Raw genomic sequence first — 17049 nt, forward strand, 5'->3', positions numbered from 1 at the left:
AAACGTTATATGATAACATATCGGTTTTAGCCCATGTGCCCGCCTCCGCATGAATCACACTGCCCTGCCCTTTCGGCGCCATAACCACCAGCACTGCATCAGCGATGCCCTGGCCCACGCCCGTGCCTTGGCACGCGAGCGCGGCCTGCGGTTAACGGCCCAGCGCGAGCAGGTGCTGCGGCTGATCTGGCAAAACCACAAGCCTGTGGGCGCCTATCAACTCATGGAGCAGCTTGCCGAGCTCACCGGCAAGCGGGTTGCACCGCCCACCGTCTACCGGGCGCTGGAGTTTTTGCTGGAGCACCGGTTGATTCATCGCCTCAACAGCCTCAATGCCTTTATGGGTTGCGACTGCCCCGGCACCGGCCACGCAGGCCAGTTCATTATTTGCAGAGCCTGCGGGGTTGCCCTGGAGTTAAACGAGGCCAGCGTGCGGGCACCCATTCAGGCCCTGGCGCAATCGGTGGGCTTTCAAATTGAGCAGCAAACCCTGGAGCTATCGGGCCTGTGCCCCAATTGCCAGGCCCAAGCCCCGAACGAGGACACCCAGTGACCCGCCTTATTGAAGCCAAACAACTAAGCCTACATCTGGCCGGGCGCGAGATTTTGCAAAGCGTGAGCCTCACGCTCAAGGCCGGTGAAATCACCACCCTCATCGGCCCCAATGGCGCCGGCAAAACCAGCCTCGTGCGCCTGCTGCTGGGCTTGCAACAGCCGAGTGCCGGCGAGCTCTGGCGGCAGCCGGCACTGCGCATTGGCTATATGCCACAAAAACTGCACATAGACCCATCGCTGCCACTCACCGTGATGCGCTTTTTACAGCTTGGCGGTGCCAGCAAGGCTGCCCTGGCAGATGCACTGGCACTTACCGGTATCGGCCATTTGGCCCAAAGCCCTATTCAGGCACTTTCCGGTGGCGAAGTGCAGCGTGTGCTGCTTACCCGCGCACTGGCGCGCGAGCCGCAATTGCTGGTGCTGGATGAGCCGGTACAAGGGGTCGACATCAACGGCCAGGTAGCGCTGTATGAGCTGATCGATAAAATCCGCAGCCAGCGCGGTTGCGGGGTGCTGATGGTGTCGCACGATTTGCACCTGGTGATGGCCCACACAGATGAAGTGATCTGCCTGAACCAGCACGTGTGCTGCCACGGCCACCCGGAAAGCGTCACCAACGATCCCGCCTACCTGGCCCTGTTTGGCAAGAAGGCGGCCAAAAGCCTTGCGGTGTACACCCACCATCACGATCACAAACACACCCTGCACGGCGATGTGGTGTGCAATCACGACCACAGCCTGCCGCCAGCCGAGTGCCCGGCCCCGGATCACAAGGATGCCAACAATGCCTGATTTCATGTTGCACGCCTGGCTTGCGGGCGCAGCCGTGGCATTGGTGGCCGGGCCCTTGGGCAGCTTTGCCGTGTGGCGACGCATGGCCTACTTTGGCGACACCCTGGCCCACTCGGCGCTACTGGGTGTGGTGTTTGGCCTGCTGCTGGATGTGAACATCAACCTGGCCGTTAGCCTGGGCTGCCTGATTCTGGCCGCCCTGCTGGTATTGCTGCAGCAAACCCGGGTGCTGGCCACCGATACCCTGCTCGGCATTTTGTCGCACACCACTCTCGCGTTGGGGCTTGTGTGCATCAGCGTGTTTGGCGATACGCGGGTTGATTTAATGGCCTACCTGTTTGGCGATCTGCTCACGGCAAGCGCCACCGATGTAATCACCATTGCCGCAGTGGCCGCCCTGGTGCTTGGGCTGATTGGCTATTTCTGGCGGCCGCTCATTGCCATCACCGTGCATGAAGAACTGGCGCGGGTTGAGGGGGTTAAGGTGGAGGCAGTGCGCATGCTGCTGATGCTGGCCATGGCACTGGTCATTGCCATTGCCATGAAGGTGGTGGGCGTGCTGTTAATTACCGCCTTGCTGATTATCCCCGCCGCCGCCGCGCGCAGACTCAGCCAAACACCGGAAACCATGGCACTCACCGCCAGTGGCCTGGGGCTGATTGCGGTCACCCTGGGGTTAGTGAGCTCTTACTACTGGGACAGCCCGGCAGGCCCGAGCGTAGTGCTGGGGGCAAGCCTGCTGTTTGCGCTCACGCTGTTAAAGCGCCAGCGCTAACAACGCCGGGCATCAAACCCTAGAGCTTTAAACCCAGCGATTGCAGCAGCGTTTGCAGCGAGGGCGAATCCACGCCCACTTCCACATCTGCCGGCAGCCGCACCAGCTGCCACTCGGTGGTAAACGCCGCCCGCGCACCCGGAGCTATGGTTTGATAGGCGCCTTGGGCTTCCAGCTCCAGGTAGCCCCGATTGCCCACAAACACCTGCAATTCGGCCTCGCCAGGGGCCTGCTGGGCCTCGGCCAAATCATCAAAGCGCTTGATCCAGAGATCGCGCCCCTGCACCCACGCAAGCCAGCCGCGGCCATTGGCATTGAGCTTGCCCCGGCCCACGGGCTTGCGCGCATCCAGCCACACCAAATCGCCAAACTGCTCATAGGCAAGCTCGCCGTGGCTGAGCCACACCGGCGCCTGGGTGGCAAATACCACCAGGCCCGCCTGTGGCACCCGGGTAACCTCCCAGCCGGCGGCCTGCACCGGCGCCTTGCCGGGGTTTTCCAACCCATAGGCCAGCTGCAGGCGATCGCCCCCCAAGAGCGTGATCTGCTTGTGCAATTTAATGCCCGTTTGCGCATCCACCTGGCCCTGTAAACGCAGCTGGTTTGCGCTTTGTTCATAGCTGAAGGGCTGGGCGTCGAAGGCTTTGGGCGGTGGCCAATCCCAAGCCGCCTGCGGGCTCACCCACAAGGTGGAACCCCAATTGCCCTCGGTGCGGGCATCGGCCTGGGTGAGCAGTTCTCGCCCGTAAAAACGCAGCGAGGCAATGCGCCCGCCATCAATGGGCGACACTGTCACCACCAGGTTGCCGCCTGCCAAGGGTGCTAGGGGTTCGGCCGGCTCTTGGCCGCAGGCCACAAGGCCCGCGCCAAAGCCCAGCAACGCCATGAGCAATCGCCGCCGGCCTCGGGCCCGGGCTGGCCCGGCGGTATGCGGCCCTTGCCGCTGTAGAAGGATCATGGCGCCAAGGTACTGCCAGTGTGGCCAAATTGGGATTTGGGCTCGGGCACCGGTAACTCGGGCAGGTCGCTGGCAATCACCTTCAAGCCCTGCTGGTAGTAGCTGGTGCTCAGCTGGTGTTCGCCTAACGCGGCCATTAGGCGGGCAAGTTCTGCGTAGGTTTCCGGCGCGGCACTGAGCTTCAGGCTGGATTCAAAGTACTCCCGCGCCTTGCCCCACAATTGGTTGCGCAGCGACAGGCGCCCCAACGCCAACAGCAAGGTGGCGTTGCGCGGGCGCTCGCGCAGCCAGCCCTCAGCCACCAGCAGCTGCTTGCCCACATCTTCACCCTTCAAGCGGCCATACCAGTCGAGCAGGCGGTCGTCCCAGCTTTTGTGCAGGGCCTTGCGCAACAGCACTTCGGCATCGGCCTCGCCCACGTGCTGCACCAACAGGCGGGTATAGGCGATGAGCATATCGGCATCGCGCTGGGTGCGGGTATCAAAATGCTGCCACACCTTGTGCAGGGCGTTGGCCACGTCGCCGTTCGGCGGGTTTTCTACCGCCTGGGTGAGTTGGTAAATCTGGCAGCGCTGCTCCAGCTCTTTCAAGGTTTGCTCGGGCAATGGCTTGTGCTTTTTCAGCAGCGGCAAGAGCTTTTGCAATGAGGGCCAATCTTCCAGTGCCACGTAAGATTGGCGCAGAATATCGAGCACCACCGGGTGATTGGGCGTTTCTTCACGCACCCGCTCGAGAGCGGCCAGGCACTGCTCGTAGCGCTCGTCCATCAGCTCGATGCGGGCCTGGGCCAGGGCTGTGGCGAGTTTAAATTGCGGCCCCACCTGCTCGGCCTTGGCGAGCAACACCTGGGCTTCATCGCGATCACCCAGCTCGTAGGCGGCGCGCGCCGCCGCCAGGTAGTTGATCACAGGCACTATGGAGCGATCGGCCGACTTCAGCAATTTCTTGCGAGCAAGCTTCCAGTTGCCCTCCATGAAATCCACCAGGCCATCGGCCAGCTGGTTGCGGTTGCGCTCTTCGCTGCCGTGCATCACATAGTGGGTAACACCCAAAAAGCCGCGAATCACCGTAAACAGCGCGCGCAACACAATCCAGGCCATCAGGCCGAAAATCAGCAAGGCCAAAATGGCAAACCAGAGGCTGGTTTCCAGGCTGTAGCCATACACCGAAACCAGCAGGTAGCCGCTGTCTTTGGCCAGCTCGCTGATCAGCAAGCCACCGGCCAAGAGCGCAATGGCAACCAGTAATACCAGTCGCTTCACGGGCGTACCCCCAAGGTCAGTCGGTATTGGCTGATGAACTGGTCAAGGCTTTGCACAGTGCCCGACAAATCCGGCAGTTCACTGTTAACCGAGCGCGCGGCCAGTTCGTCGAGTTGCTCCATCATGTGGTTGCGCTCAAAACTCACAGGGAAGTACTCCTCCAGCCACTGGCGCGCCAGCGCCAGGTTGGCACCGTAGAGTTTGCCATCGGCGCGCAAGAGTGCCAGTTGCGCCACTTGCAGCTTGAGCTTCAGGTTTTCACGCACGCGGATTTCCTGGTCGGGCGAGAGCAGCGGCTCCACGGGCTTTTCCAGCCGCTTGACGCGCACATAGCTGGCCAGCTGGCGGGTAAAGTTGCGCCAGCCAATGGTGATTTCCGCCCACAGGCGATCGGGATTTTTGCGAATAACCGCAGGCTCCACTTCTTCATTGGCGAACTCGCGTGGCGGCTGGCCCAGCGCCAGCTCATCCACTTGCACCAATATGGCATCCAGCGCGAAGAACACACCGGTGTAGTCAACTGCCTGTAAGCGTTTGAGCTGCGCCAAATCTTTGGCCAGCTGGCCACGGGTGGCCATCAAGCCCGCCGGATTGCCAAGCTCGGTTTGCACCTGGGCGAGCAGTTGATCGGCCAGCTCGAACAGCCCCACGGCACTGGTGGCTGCGCGCTCAAGCTGCAACCGCTGGCTGGCCTGGCGCACCAGAAACTGGGCTTCGTTGAGTAAAAACTGGGTGCGGCTGGCGGCGGTCATTTGCGCCAACTGTTGGCTTTGGGCGGCCAGTTGCGCTTCCACGCGATCGGTAAAGTCGTGATACACCCGCTCCGAGGCAGACTGGGCGGCTTCAAACCGGCTCAGGCTTTGGGCCAGCTCTACGCTCAATTGCCGCTGTTCGGCGCGCCACTGCTCGGCCTGCGCGGTAAGCTTGGCCACTTCATCGGCCTGGGCGCCTGCCTGCAGCTGCATCTGGCCCCACAGCCAGTGGCCGCCGGCGGCGCTGGCAGCCAGCACCGCAAGGAGCGCCAGCCACAAGGGCCAAACGGTGGGTTTAGCCTGAGCCTTGGCCTGGGTAGGCGCGGGAATCGGGGTATTGGTTTCAGCCACAATAGTGCCTCGGTCTTGGGAGGGCGGGCTGTCACCCGCTCCGTTGGGTTTGTCGTTATTGTTCACAGCATCAATGCCCAGAGCTTACTCTTGTTCGCCTGCCAGTGCCTGCTGCAGCCGCGCGCACATGGCGCTGTCGGTGGCGTTTTCAGCCACCAGCAGGGTGTCAAACCCTAGCCCACGGGCAAGCTCTGCCACCCGCTCGCCCGGCACCAGCAGCGGCCATTGGCGCCAGGGTTGGCCGCCGCCTGCCGCTATTAAGGCCGCGTGTAAATGGTGCAGCGATTCGCCACTGTGCACACATAGCCACGCGGGGCCGGCACTCAAGGCCTTGGCCACCTGGCTGTTCAGCCCGGCCGGCGCCTGACGCTGGTACAGCTCACAGTAGTCTACCCGTGCGCCGCGCGCGCGCAAGGTATCGCCCAGGTAGGTACGCCCGCCCAGGCCTCTGAAAATAAGGATCTGTTGATCGGCCACGGCCTGCAACTCGGGCAGTGCCAACAGCGCTTCGCTGTTCATGGCGCGGGTTATGGTCAACTCGCTCACCACCGGCAGGCCCGCGTCGTGAAGCGCTTGGGCGGTGGCCTGGCCCACGGCCAAAAACTGGCTGTGCAACGGCAGTTGTGGCCAGTATTCATCCAACCAGGCGGCGCCGTAACGCACGGCATTCTGGCTTACAAAAATGGCCCATTGGTAGCGGTCGAAATCGAGAATGCGGTTGCGCACGGCCTGCTGTTGATCAGCCGTGGCCAGCGGGGCAATCTCCAGCGCCGGCACCAACTGCACCTGAAAGCCCAGGGCGGCGAAGGCGGCGCCAGTGGCTGCGGCCTGATCTGCCGGGCGGGTAAGCCACAGCCGTGGGCTCATGATTGCGCGTAGACTTCCGCCAGAATTTTATCGGCGCCCTGGGCGAGCAACTGCTCGGCAATACGCACCCCCAGCTGCTCAGCCTCAGCTGCCTGCGCCCGGCCCTCGGCACGCAGCACTTGCTTGCCGTCCACGCTGGCCACCAGGCCCCGCAGCCACAACTGGCCTTCCTGATGCACGGCAAAGGCACCAATGGGCACCTGACAGCCCCCTTCAAGGTGGCGATTCATGGCGCGCTCGGCCATTACCTGCTGGGCTGAAAGCTCGTGGTGCAGGGGCGCGATCAGCGCCCGAATGGCCGCATCGTCGGTGCGGCACTCAATGCCCACTGCGCCCTGGCCGCCGGCGGGCAGGGAGTCGTCGGTTAGCAGGTATTCCTTGATGCGGGCTTTTTCACCCAGCCGGATCAAGCCTGCTGCAGCCAGAATAATGCCGTGGTATTCGCCGGCATCCAGCTTGGCCAGGCGAGTGTTCACATTGCCGCGCAAAAAGCGGATGTCCAGATCGGGCCGGCGCGCCAACAGCTGGGCCTGGCGGCGCAGGCTGGAGGTGCCCACAATGCTGCCGGCCGGCAGTTCGGCGAGCGAGTTAAAGTGGTTGGCTACAAACGCGTCGCGCGGGTCTTCGCGCTGGCAAATTACCGCCAGGCCCAAACCCTCCGGGAATTCCATGGGCACGTCTTTCATGGAGTGCACGGCGATGTCGGCCCGGCCTTCCAACATGGCGGTTTCGAGCTCTTTCACAAACAGGCCCTTGCCGCCCACCTTGGCGAGCGGCACGTCCAGAATTTTGTCGCCCTTGCTCACCATGGGCACAAGCTCCACCGCGAGCTCCGGGTGTGCCGCTTCCAGCCGTGCCTTTACGTCATTGGCTTGCCAAAGGGCCAAGGCGGAGGTGCGGGTGGCGATACGCAGTGTGGCGGTCATGGGGTTTCCTTAATGCAGCTAAACGTGGCGAACAAATCAAACGCGCGTTCAAAAGGCGGCCATGATAACACCTCTACAGCTTGGCCAGCAGGTCCTTCAACTGGGGCACATGGCGCCGGCTCACCACGGGTTTGATGTCTAGGTCGGCAAGCCGCAGGCGAAAGTGGCCGTCGCCGGTGCGCTCCATGGCCAGAATATGCTCCAGCGATACCAGCGAGTTGCGGTGCACGCGAATAAAGCGGCCCTGAAACTCGCTCTCGAGATCTTTCAGGGTGTCGTCTATCAGGGTTTCACCGCCCACATGGTGCACGGTGACATACTTTTGATCGGCCAGAAAAAAGCGCACCTCCGACAGGGGTATCAGCTCGACACCGCGGCGGGTTTTGGCACTGATGTGCTGGCGCCCGGCGGGCGCCGCCTGCATGTCGCGCAGGGCATCGAGCTGCAGGCGGTTGAGTTTGGCGGCTTTATCGAGCGCGGCTTTTAGGTCTTCACGCTGCACGGGTTTCAATAAATAGCCCACCGCTTCAGTGCCAAAGGCATCGAGGGCGTATTGATCGTAGGCGGTGCAAAAAATAATGGCCGGCGCGTGATCGAGCTGGGCAATGTGCTTGGCGGTGGCAATGCCATCCTCACCCGGCATGCGCACATCCAGCAGCACTACTGCCGGGTCGTGGGCTTCAATGGCCGCCAGCGCGGCCTCGCCATCGGCGGCCTCGGCCACCACTTCAACGCCCTCTAGCTGCTCCGCCAAACGCCGCAAGCGCGCGCGCGCCAGGGGTTCGTCATCGACAATTAACAAATCCATGGCCGTCTCCTATTGTTCCGTAATGGGGTAGCTGATGCGCACGCAAAAATGCTTGTCTTGCACGCCCACCTCGCAGCGCGCGGCGTGGCCAAAATGCGCCGCCAGGCGATCCCGAATATTGGCCAAGGCAATGCCGTTGCCAGGTGTGGGCGTAGACTGCCCCAGCGGGTTGCGCACCAGCAGGTGCAGGTGATTATTCTCGGCTGCAAGCGCAATCTCAAGCAACCCGCCCTCGCGACGTGCGCCAATACCGTGGTAGAGGGCATTTTCCAGCAGCGGCTGCAGTAGCAGGCTGGGCATCAGCGGCTGGCCCGGCAGCGGCTCGATGCGCCAATCCACCTGCAGGCGATCGCCCAGGCGCGCAGCCTCCATGGCCAGGTAGCGCCGGGCCAATGCCACTTCCTGTTCAACGGGCACCAGCGTCGCCTCTGAGAGGCTCGCGCGAAACAGTGCGCTCAAGTCTTCCACCATGCGCTCGGCGCGCTCGGCGTCTATGGCAATAAGGCTGGCAATGCTATTCATGGCGTTGAATAAAAAGTGTGGCCGTATGCGCGATTGCAGCGCCTGAATACGCGCCTCCAGTTGCGCGCGTTCGCCGCGCTGCAATTGCTGCTGCAGGTAAAAGTATTGCAGGCCAATGCCGGCAAAAATTGCCGCCACAATTAAATCTGCCCCCAGCGCCGACCAATCCAGCGGCTGCGGGCTCCACCAGTAACCCAGAAAAAACCACTGGCCCAGCAGCGTGAATAAAAAGGTGAGCGTGAGTATCAACACATAGCTCAGTAGCACCGCCGCCCACAAAGGCCAGCGGGCCAGCAGCGGGCGCAGCCGGCAAATACAGGCGGCACTGGCCAGGGTGATCCACTGCACCATGAGCGAGGTGAGCGCAAGGTCCACCCAGTTAAAGCCATCCAGCCCCCCGTTGTTAAGCACCAACACCAGCGCCAGCAATTCGGCAATCATCACCAGCCGCAACAGCGCAGGGCCGGTACAGAGGTTGGGTAGGGAATCTTGCTTAGCCGTTGTGGCTTGGGTCACTGCCTGCTCCTTTTGCTTATTATTCGCACTAAGGCGTGAATTGCCGCCAACGGTTGCGCAACAACTATTGCGCAAAGCACGGCGCTTTTGCTGCTGCGCGCACAGCCTGTCACATCAAGGGCCGCCAAAACTTCCGTTTATTGCGCAGCACACCGGTTGCGTGATCGCACTGCTGCGGCCAACTCGCTATAATGCCCGCCATTTTCACAGACTAACCCCGCACAATCTATTCAACAGGCACACTCATGAGTCAAGACAGCAGCATAAAACCCTGGGGCGGACGCTTCAGTGAAGCCACCGACGCCTTCGTAGAGCGCTTTACGGCCTCGGTTAACTTTGACCAACGCCTGTACCACCACGACATCAATGGCTCCATTGCCCACGCCACCATGCTGGCCGAGGTGGGTGTGCTGACCGATGCCGAGCGCGACCAGATCATCGAGGGCCTGGAGGCCATTCGCGCGGAAATCAAAGCGGGCGAATTCGGCTGGTCGGTGCGCCTTGAAGATGTGCACATGAACATTGAAGCCGCGCTCACCGAGCGCATTGGCATCACCGGCAAGAAACTTCATACGGGCCGCTCGCGCAACGATCAAGTGGCCACCGACATCCGCCTGTATTTGCGCGACGAAATCGACGCCATTGCCCGGGAACTCACCCGCCTGCAACAGGGCCTGGTGGGCTTGGCTGCGCGCCACGCCGATACCATCATGCCCGGTTTTACCCACCTGCAAACAGCGCAGCCGGTGACCTTTGGCCACCATTTGATGGCTTGGAACGAAATGCTCCAGCGCGACTACAGCCGCCTGATGGATTGCCGCAAGCGCGTAAATCAATCGCCCCTAGGCGCCGCCGCCCTTGCCGGTACCACCTACCCCATCAACCGCGCACGTACCGCCGAGTTGCTGGGCTTTGAAGCCCCCACGGAAAACTCGCTGGATTCCGTATCCGACCGGGATTTCGCCATTGAATTCTGCGCCTTCAGCGCCCTGCTGATGACGCACCTGTCGCGCGCCAGTGAAGAGCTGGTGCTGTGGACCAGCGCGCAGTTCAACTTCATCAACCTGCCCGATCGCTTTTGCACCGGCAGCTCCATCATGCCGCAAAAGAAAAACCCCGATGTGCCAGAACTTGTGCGCGGTAAAACCGGGCGCGTGAACGGCCACCTGATTTCACTGCTCACGCTTATGAAATCCCAGCCGCTGGCCTACAACAAAGACAACCAGGAAGACAAAGAACCCCTGTTCGACGCCATCGACACCGTAAAGGATTGCCTGCGCGCCTTCGCCGACATGGTGCCCGCCATAGAACCGCGCAAGGCCGAAATGCTGGAAGCCGCCAAGCGCGGGTTTTCCACCGCAACCGATCTTGCCGACTATCTTGTGCGCAAGGGCGTGGCCTTCCGCGACGCCCACGAAATTGTGGGTAAGAGCGTGGCCTACGGCATTGAGCAGGGCAAGGATCTTTCTGAAATGAGCCTGGAAGAGCTGAACCAATTCAGCGATACCATCGGGCAAGATGTGTTCGATGTACTCACCCTCGAGGGCTCGGTGGCCGCGCGCGATCACATTGGCGGCACGGCACCGGCCCAAGTGCGCGCCGCCTGCGAGCGCGCTGGCAAGCTGCTCGCCCAGCGCGGCTAAGTAGGCAGATCCGGGGGCAAGCCTGCGCCCCCCTGCCTATACTTGAGCTGCATTTGCTGCAGCGTGCCGCCATGACAGCCGACAAATCCACTGCCGACCTGCTTGCCACCATCGAGCTCCTGAAGGCTGAAAACCGGGAGCTTGCGGCAGCGCTTGAGCAAAAAAACGCAGCCCTCTCGGGCCTGCGCAATCATGAAAAATTCTTCGAGCACTGGGCCGCGCGCCTTGCACGGCCCGAGGCCAGCGACGAAATTCACCAAGCCATGGCGGCACTGAACCTGCAGCTGGATATCGATTTTCAAACCCTGTTTGACTATCACCCAGGCGAAAAAAGCTTCAGCTACGCCCAGGGCTTTCCCCCCAGAGACCCAACCAACACCGATGCCGGTGCCCCCGGCCTGCGCTACCCCTGGATTTTTCAAAAGGCGCGGCAAAAGCAAACCGTGGTGATTTACCACCGCGATGAACTGCCTCCCGAAGCACGTGAAGACCAAGACACCCTCAAGCGCCACGACATCGAAGCCTTGGTAGTGGTGCCCCATTTCAATGCCCGCGGGCTGATTGGCATTGGCACCTACGGGCTCAGTAAAGCCCGCTACCGGTGGGGGGCTGCACAAATCAAGTTGATGGAAGATTTCACCAAAATCGCCTTCAGCCACTTGGCGCAGCAAACACTGTTAAATTCGCAACTGGTGCACGCCGATGTACTGCAATCGGTGTTGGATTCCGCCCAGGTGGGCTACACAGTGTGGGAGCGCCAAACCGGGCAGATGACCTTCTCTGCCAATTGCGCCGACATGCTGGGCTACCCGCGCGGCACCCAAATAGATGCCTTTGCCCATATACACCCCGAAGATCAAGGCCTGGTAACCCAAAAGGTGAACCACTCAATCCGCACCGGCGAGCCCCACAGCGTGAGCTACCGGGTGCTGGACGCCAAGCAGCAGGTGCACTGGTACCACCAGCGCTCAAGCATCATCCGCACCAATGAGCAGGGCCGGGTAGAACGGCTGGTAAGCTGTTTTGTGAACATCGATGAAGAGCAGAACGCCAAAACCGAGCGTCGGCGCATCCGGCAAATGGAATCGCAATTAGCGCGCCTGGTGGTAGACGTACACGGCGATGCCCACACCCTGAAAGAGAGCTTTAACAACGCCGTGCAATCACTGTGCGAGCTGCTGCAGGCCGAACGTGGCTTCGTGTGTTACCGCCACCCGGATACCAACGCCCTCTACCTGCGCTACCAATGGCACCAAGAGGGTGTTGCCAGCGCCGAGCCGGTGCTCGTCCAGCACCGCCAGCACCCCTTGGCCTACCTCACCGGCGACACCCTGCTGGCCGTTGATCGCGTGGGCGAGGCGCACCGCTCAACCATTCCCGCAGAGGACCGGGCGCAATCGGTGATGATTGTACCGCTGCACGCCATTCGGCAATTCAACGCCTTTTTAGTGATAGAACGCGTTGCCGAGGCCAAGCGCTGGAGCGCCAGCGACAAGCGCTTTGCCACTACCGTGGCCGATGCCATAGGCAGCCGCTATGTGCGCAACAAACTCACCGAGCGCCTGCTGCGCAGCGAACAGCGCTTTCGCGACGCCATGGAAACCACCGAAGACGGCATTTGGGAGTGGGATTTAGACACAGACGAGGTGTACATAAGCCCTGGTCTGTACCGCATGGCAGGCTATGAGCCCGGCGAGCTGCCGAGCACCGGCGCCACCCTGCGCGCCATGGTGCACCCCAGCGATCACGGGCGCATGGCCGCCGAATTCGCCAAACTCAAAGACAACCGCATCCCCTTTGAAGAAGGCCAGCTGCGCTGGCTGCACAAAACAGGTAAAACCCTCTGGGTGTATGGCCGCGCGCGCTGTGTAGAGCGCAGCGCCGAGGGCAAAATAAAACGCATTCTGGCGGTGATCAGCAACCACACCCGCATCGTGAAACAACAAGAAGCGCTCGAAGCTGCGCGCCAGCAAGCCGATGATGCCAACGTGGCCAAAACCGAATTTCTGGCGCGGATGAGCCACGAAATCCGCACCCCTATGAACGCCATCATCGGCATGGCGCACCTGGCCCGGGATACCGAGCTTGATGAAACCCAGCGCAACTACATAGAGCACATAGATCAAGCCTCCAATTCGCTGTTACACATCATCAACGAAGTGCTGGATTTCTCGAAAATCGAAGCCGGCAAACTGAGCCTTGAGAAAACCCCGTTCAGATTTGAAACCCTGTTCGACCAGCAAGACAAACTCCTGAGCCTGCGCGCGGCGGAAAAGGGCATTGAGTTGCTGTTCCAGCCAGACCCGGCCATTCCCGATCTGGTGCTGGGCGATGCCCTGCGGCTGGGCCAGATTCTCACCAACCTCACCAGCAACGCCATCAAGTTTACCCAGCGCGGGCACGTGCTGGTGAGAGCGGCTCTGGCAGACCAGAGTGAAGACCGGCTAACCATAACCCTTGCGGTATCAGACACCGGCATCGGCATCAGCCCCGAACAACAGTCGCAGCTGTTTAACCCCTTTACCCAGGCCGACGGATCCACCACCCGGCGCTTTGGCGGCACGGGCCTTGGGTTATCTATTTCACAGCGGCTGGCCAAGCTCATGGGCGGGCACATTGAAATCACAAGCACGCCGGGTGTGGGTAGCTGTTTTACACTCACCGTCAACCTCGATCGCTGCCAGCAGGCGCAGCCTGATTCAACCCCGCTTGGCGAGCTGTGCACGCTGGTGGTAGACGACAACGCCACCGCCCGCGAAGTGATCAGCGCCACCGCCCGCGCGCTCAAGCTAGACACCCATTGCCTGGCCTCGGGCCAAGAAGCTGTGGCGGCCATCGAAAGCGGGCACACCCGCTACGACCTGGTGCTGATGGATTACGACATGCCCGGCATGGACGGCCTGCAAGCCAGCGCCGCCATTCGCGCACGCGCCGGCGCCAAACTGCCACTGATCATCATGGTAAGCGCCAGCCACAAAGACGAGGTGCTCACGCCAGCAACCGAACAGCTGATAGATGGCTACATCTGCAAGCCTGTTACCCAGTCGCGCCTGCAGCACGTCATTAAAAACATCCTAAAGCCTAACCCGGCCAAGCAAGCGCAAAGTGCGGCCACCGATAGCTGGCCCGAGCTGCACGGCTTGCTGGTATTGCTGGTGGAAGACAACCCGGTTAACCAGAAGGTGGCCCAGGGCCTGCTCAAGCGCCAGCAGGTGCATTGCGACATCGCCAATAACGGCCAGGAAGCCATAGATACCTTGCTGGCCAAGGGCCCCGATCACTACGCAATGGTGCTCATGGATGTGGAAATGCCCTTGGTAGACGGCTACCAGGCCACCCGCTTTATTCGCGCGCGCGCAGAATTCGCCGCCCTGCCCATTGTCGCCATGACCGCCCACGCCATGAAGTCTGACCAAGACAAGTGCCTGCAAGCCGGTATGGATGCCTTTGTACACAAGCCCATCAAGCCCCAAAAGCTCTACCAGGCCCTGGCCGACATGCTCGCCAAACCTGCCGCCAAGCCCACCAATAGTGGTCTAAACTGAACAGTCTGACAGGCCGCTAACCGGTTCAAGAGCATGCACCTGGGCACGCCCTTAAACCCAGGCAAGGTTCACCCAAAGCAACATGGGCGTTGAATTTTAGGTGAACGCGCAGAGCGTAAAATTTAAGGCGAAACAGGTACTGCATGGAAAAGCCACCCAAGCCGCAAGACCCACTCGCGCGCGCCGAGGCCCGCATTGCGGAGCTAGAGGCCAGGCTCGCCGCGCGCCGCGCACCCCCCAACCCCCGCCTTGGCGATCTCGCCGAAGCAGAGGCCTGGCTGCGCCAGGCGGTCACTGAAATATTCAACCACGACGAACCCGAAGCCCTTGAACAATCGCTCGCCAAGCTCGGCGAATTTCTGCATCTCGACGACTGCCTGCTAGCGCGGGTTCAAGGGCAGCAACTGCACTGGCAGCTCATCTGGCAGCGCCACCCCTCAGCGCAAGACACGCGCGTATTCGCCCACTTCAATTTACAGCACATGCCCAACGCCTATAGCCAAATGCGCCAGGGCAAAATCGGCATAGACCACAACCTCAGCGCCACCGGCTACTCCACACTTGAATCGAAAACCATGGCCGAGCAGCTGGATATTCAGGCCTACCTGATGGTGCCTGTATTGCAGCACGGCGAACTGCACAGCTTTCTGGCCCTTACCCAACGCCACCACCCACGCCACTGGAGCGACACAGACATACACGTAGCCGAAACCTTTGGCGCGGTGCTCAGCATGGCGCTCAGCCGACAGCAATCGCTGCACGCCCTAAGCGTGAGCCAGCAGCGCTTTGAAGATGCCATGGCCGCCACGCGCGATGGCATCTGGGAGTGGGATCTCACCACCCATGAAATGTATTTCAGCGATGGCTTCTACCGCATGCTGGGCTACCAGCCGGGCGAGCTCGCTAACCACCGCGATCAGGTAACCCGCCTGCTGCACCCGGATGAACGCCCCTGGTTTGAACACTTCGAACAGGCGGTGCGAAAAACCCGCCACAACCGCGAGCCCTTGCGCGCGCGCGAAGTGCGCTTCTTACACAGAGATGGCCACACCATCTGGTGTTTTGTGCGCGCCAAATTCACCCACTTCGATGAGCAGCAGCAACCCACGCGTCTGGTGGGTGTAAACGCCGACATATCCAAATTCAAAGTGGTGCAAGAAGAACTCACCATTGCCAAAACCCTGGCCGATTCAGCCAGCCAGTCCAAGAGCGAATTTCTTACGCGCATGAGCCATGAAATTCGCACACCGCTCAACGCCATCATTGGCATGGGCCACCTGCTAAAAGATACCGCTCTGTCGCGCGAGCAAAGCGAATTTCTAACCAATATCGATATCGCCGCCAGCGGCCTGCTGAGCCTGATTAACGAAATACTGGATTTTTCAAAAATCGAAACGGGCACCATTGTGTTGGAGCAAAATCATTTCGATTTATACCAGTGCATGAACAAAATTTCGCAGCAATTTTCAGCCAAGGCGGAGCAAAAAGGCCTGGAGTTATTTTTCCACATCGCACCCGAGACGCCGCAATTTTTAAAAGGCGATGCGCTGCGCCTGCAACAAGCGCTCGGCAACTTGATAGACAACGCCATAAAATTTAGCCCGCAAGGTGAGATTTACGTTAACGTAAGCCCCCTTACCCAATGCCCGGAATTTGTTGAATTACAATTTACCGTTAAAGATTCAGGCATCGGCATGAGCAGAGAGCAGCTCGGCGAGCTGTTCACGCCGTTCATGCAAATAGACGGCTCCAGCCGCCGCCGCTTTGGCGGCTCGGGCCTGGGCCTTACGGTAAGCAAGCATTTAATCGAATTAATGCACGGCCAATTAAATGTAAAGAGCACACCCCAAAAAGGTAGCAGCCTGCAGTTTAACGCACGCTTCGGGCCCAGCCAGATTGGTGCCGCTCCGCTGCGCGACCGGGGCAAGCAGTTGCGGGCGCTGCGCACGCTGGTGGTAGACGACAACAAAGCCGCGCGCCAAATCCTCACCAATCTAGCCCTGCATCTGGATTTAAAGGTGTCCGTTGCCAGCAGCGCGCAAGAGGCCTACAACATTCTAAAAGAGGCAGACAGCATAACCGACGGCTACTTCGAACTGGTGCTGATGGATTACAAAATGCCAGAGGAAGACGGGCTAACAGCCACCCATAAAATAAAGAACCAATGCGGCCTTACCCATATTCCGGCGATTATTCTTGTATCGTCCTTTCAGCGCGATGAAGTGCTGCAAGAGCGAAAATGCGAAATAGAAAACTTCATTACCAAACCCGTAAGCCAGTCCCACCTGTTTGACGCCATTGCCGAAGTATTCGGCGAGCAGGCCTTCCGCACGGAAACCAACCCGATTGCCGATGAGCAATTAAAAGAAGCGCTAGACGGCACGCACCTGCTATTAGCAGAAGACAACATCGTTAATCAAAAGGTGGCCATTGGCATACTGAAAAAAATGAACGTAAAGGTAACGGTGGCAAATAATGGCCAGGAAGCCATAGATCTGCTTTACCAACACCCCTCACACACATTCGCCTGTATTTTGATGGACATGGAAATGCCCGAGGTAGACGGCTACGATGCCACCCGCCGCATCCGCGCAGGCCACCACTGCCACGACATCCCCATTGTTGCACTCACCGCCCACGCCATGCGCGGCGACCGCAAACGCTGCCTGGATGCGGGCATGAATGCCTATCTCACCAAACCCATCAAACCGGCGCTGCTGTATCGCACCCTGGCCGGAGTGATCGCACCCGATTTGCAGCAGACGCAATAAATGCTC

At 60.4% G+C, this 17049-nt stretch carries 13 protein-coding genes; 6 read left to right on the forward strand and 7 right to left on the reverse strand.

Features of this window, described 5'->3' with window-relative positions:
• Positions 1-49 precede the first annotated feature (49 nt).
• From L1F30_RS16650 to znuB, 3 genes are read left to right on the forward strand one after another with little or no spacing between them, the layout of a single operon-like run.
• Positions 50-553, forward strand: coding sequence for a Fur family transcriptional regulator (locus tag L1F30_RS16650; RefSeq protein WP_253357957.1), 504 nt, complete (start codon positions 50-52; stop codon positions 551-553).
• Between the two features lie 35 nt (positions 554-588).
• The gene (gene znuC, locus L1F30_RS16655; protein WP_371922669.1) at positions 589-1347 is read left to right on the forward strand and encodes a zinc ABC transporter ATP-binding protein ZnuC; all 759 of its coding nucleotides are present in this window, start codon (positions 589-591) and stop codon (positions 1345-1347) included.
• Complete coding sequence (znuB, locus tag L1F30_RS16660; RefSeq protein WP_253357959.1) at positions 1340-2122, forward strand: zinc ABC transporter permease subunit ZnuB; 783 nt, start codon at positions 1340-1342, stop codon at positions 2120-2122. Before znuC ends, znuB begins: the two co-directional genes overlap by 8 nt.
• A gap of 19 nt (positions 2123-2141) precedes the next feature.
• On the opposite strand, the gene L1F30_RS16665 is transcribed toward znuB, so the two are convergent.
• The 7 genes from L1F30_RS16665 to L1F30_RS16695 form a co-directional block, all read right to left on the reverse strand.
• The gene (locus L1F30_RS16665) at positions 2142-3008 is read right to left on the reverse strand and encodes a DUF4380 domain-containing protein (RefSeq protein ID WP_253357960.1); all 867 of its coding nucleotides are present in this window, start codon (positions 3006-3008) and stop codon (positions 2142-2144) included.
• 68 nt (positions 3009-3076) lie between these two features.
• Positions 3077-4342, reverse strand: coding sequence for a heme biosynthesis HemY N-terminal domain-containing protein (locus tag L1F30_RS16670; RefSeq protein WP_253357961.1), 1266 nt, complete (start codon positions 4340-4342; stop codon positions 3077-3079).
• Positions 4339-5511 (reverse strand): uroporphyrinogen-III C-methyltransferase, encoded by a 1173-nt coding sequence (locus tag L1F30_RS16675; protein ID WP_253357962.1) that lies wholly within the window; start codon positions 5509-5511, stop codon positions 4339-4341. The genes L1F30_RS16670 and L1F30_RS16675 overlap by 4 nt, the downstream gene beginning before the upstream one ends.
• An 18-nt stretch (positions 5512-5529) precedes the next feature.
• Complete coding sequence (locus tag L1F30_RS16680) at positions 5530-6312, reverse strand: uroporphyrinogen-III synthase (RefSeq protein ID WP_253357963.1); 783 nt, start codon at positions 6310-6312, stop codon at positions 5530-5532.
• Complete coding sequence (gene hemC / locus L1F30_RS16685) at positions 6309-7238, reverse strand: hydroxymethylbilane synthase (protein WP_253357964.1); 930 nt, start codon at positions 7236-7238, stop codon at positions 6309-6311. The genes L1F30_RS16680 and hemC overlap by 4 nt, the downstream gene beginning before the upstream one ends.
• A gap of 73 nt (positions 7239-7311) precedes the next feature.
• Positions 7312-8046, reverse strand: coding sequence for a LytTR family DNA-binding domain-containing protein (locus L1F30_RS16690; protein WP_253357965.1), 735 nt, complete (start codon positions 8044-8046; stop codon positions 7312-7314).
• A gap of 9 nt (positions 8047-8055) precedes the next feature.
• Entirely contained in the window at positions 8056-9084 is a 1029-nt protein-coding gene (locus tag L1F30_RS16695) for a sensor histidine kinase (RefSeq protein WP_253357966.1), read from the reverse strand.
• A 245-nt stretch (positions 9085-9329) separates the two neighbouring features.
• Here L1F30_RS16695 and argH point away from each other — a divergent pair, with 245 nt between their 5' ends.
• The 3 genes from argH (at position 9330) to L1F30_RS16710 (ending at position 17043) form a co-directional block, all read left to right on the forward strand.
• Entirely contained in the window at positions 9330-10727 is a 1398-nt protein-coding gene (gene argH / locus L1F30_RS16700) for an argininosuccinate lyase (RefSeq protein ID WP_253357967.1), read from the forward strand.
• A gap of 71 nt (positions 10728-10798) precedes the next feature.
• Positions 10799-14272, forward strand: coding sequence for a response regulator (locus L1F30_RS16705; RefSeq protein ID WP_253357968.1), 3474 nt, complete (start codon positions 10799-10801; stop codon positions 14270-14272).
• A gap of 143 nt (positions 14273-14415) precedes the next feature.
• Positions 14416-17043: a response regulator gene (locus L1F30_RS16710; protein WP_253357969.1), complete on the forward strand. Its 2628-nt coding sequence runs from the start codon at positions 14416-14418 to the stop codon at positions 17041-17043.
• The last annotated feature ends 6 nt before the right edge of the window (positions 17044-17049 follow it).

It is taken from the genome of Simiduia sp. 21SJ11W-1 (assembly GCF_024138675.1).
Classification (GTDB): Bacteria; Pseudomonadota; Gammaproteobacteria; order Pseudomonadales; family Cellvibrionaceae; genus Simiduia.

Excerpts from the sequence above, each read along its gene's own strand:
- L1F30_RS16650 (WP_253357957.1), top strand. The coding sequence starts at position 50 with ATGAATCACACTGCCCTGCCCTTTCGGCGCCATAACCACCAGCACTGC.
- znuB (WP_253357959.1), top strand. The coding sequence starts at position 1,340 with ATGCCTGATTTCATGTTGCACGCCTGGCTTGCGGGCGCAGCCGTGGCA.
- L1F30_RS16665 (WP_253357960.1), bottom strand. The coding sequence starts at position 3,008 with ATGGCGTTGCTGGGCTTTGGCGCGGGCCTTGTGGCCTGCGGCCAAGAG.
- L1F30_RS16680 (WP_253357963.1), bottom strand. The coding sequence starts at position 6,312 with ATGAGCCCACGGCTGTGGCTTACCCGCCCGGCAGATCAGGCCGCAGCC.
- hemC (WP_253357964.1), bottom strand. The coding sequence starts at position 7,238 with ATGACCGCCACACTGCGTATCGCCACCCGCACCTCCGCCTTGGCCCTT.
- L1F30_RS16690 (WP_253357965.1), bottom strand. The coding sequence starts at position 8,046 with ATGGATTTGTTAATTGTCGATGACGAACCCCTGGCGCGCGCGCGCTTG.
- argH (WP_253357967.1), top strand. The coding sequence starts at position 9,330 with ATGAGTCAAGACAGCAGCATAAAACCCTGGGGCGGACGCTTCAGTGAA.
- L1F30_RS16705 (WP_253357968.1), top strand. The coding sequence starts at position 10,799 with ATGACAGCCGACAAATCCACTGCCGACCTGCTTGCCACCATCGAGCTC.
- L1F30_RS16710 (WP_253357969.1), top strand. The coding sequence starts at position 14,416 with ATGGAAAAGCCACCCAAGCCGCAAGACCCACTCGCGCGCGCCGAGGCC.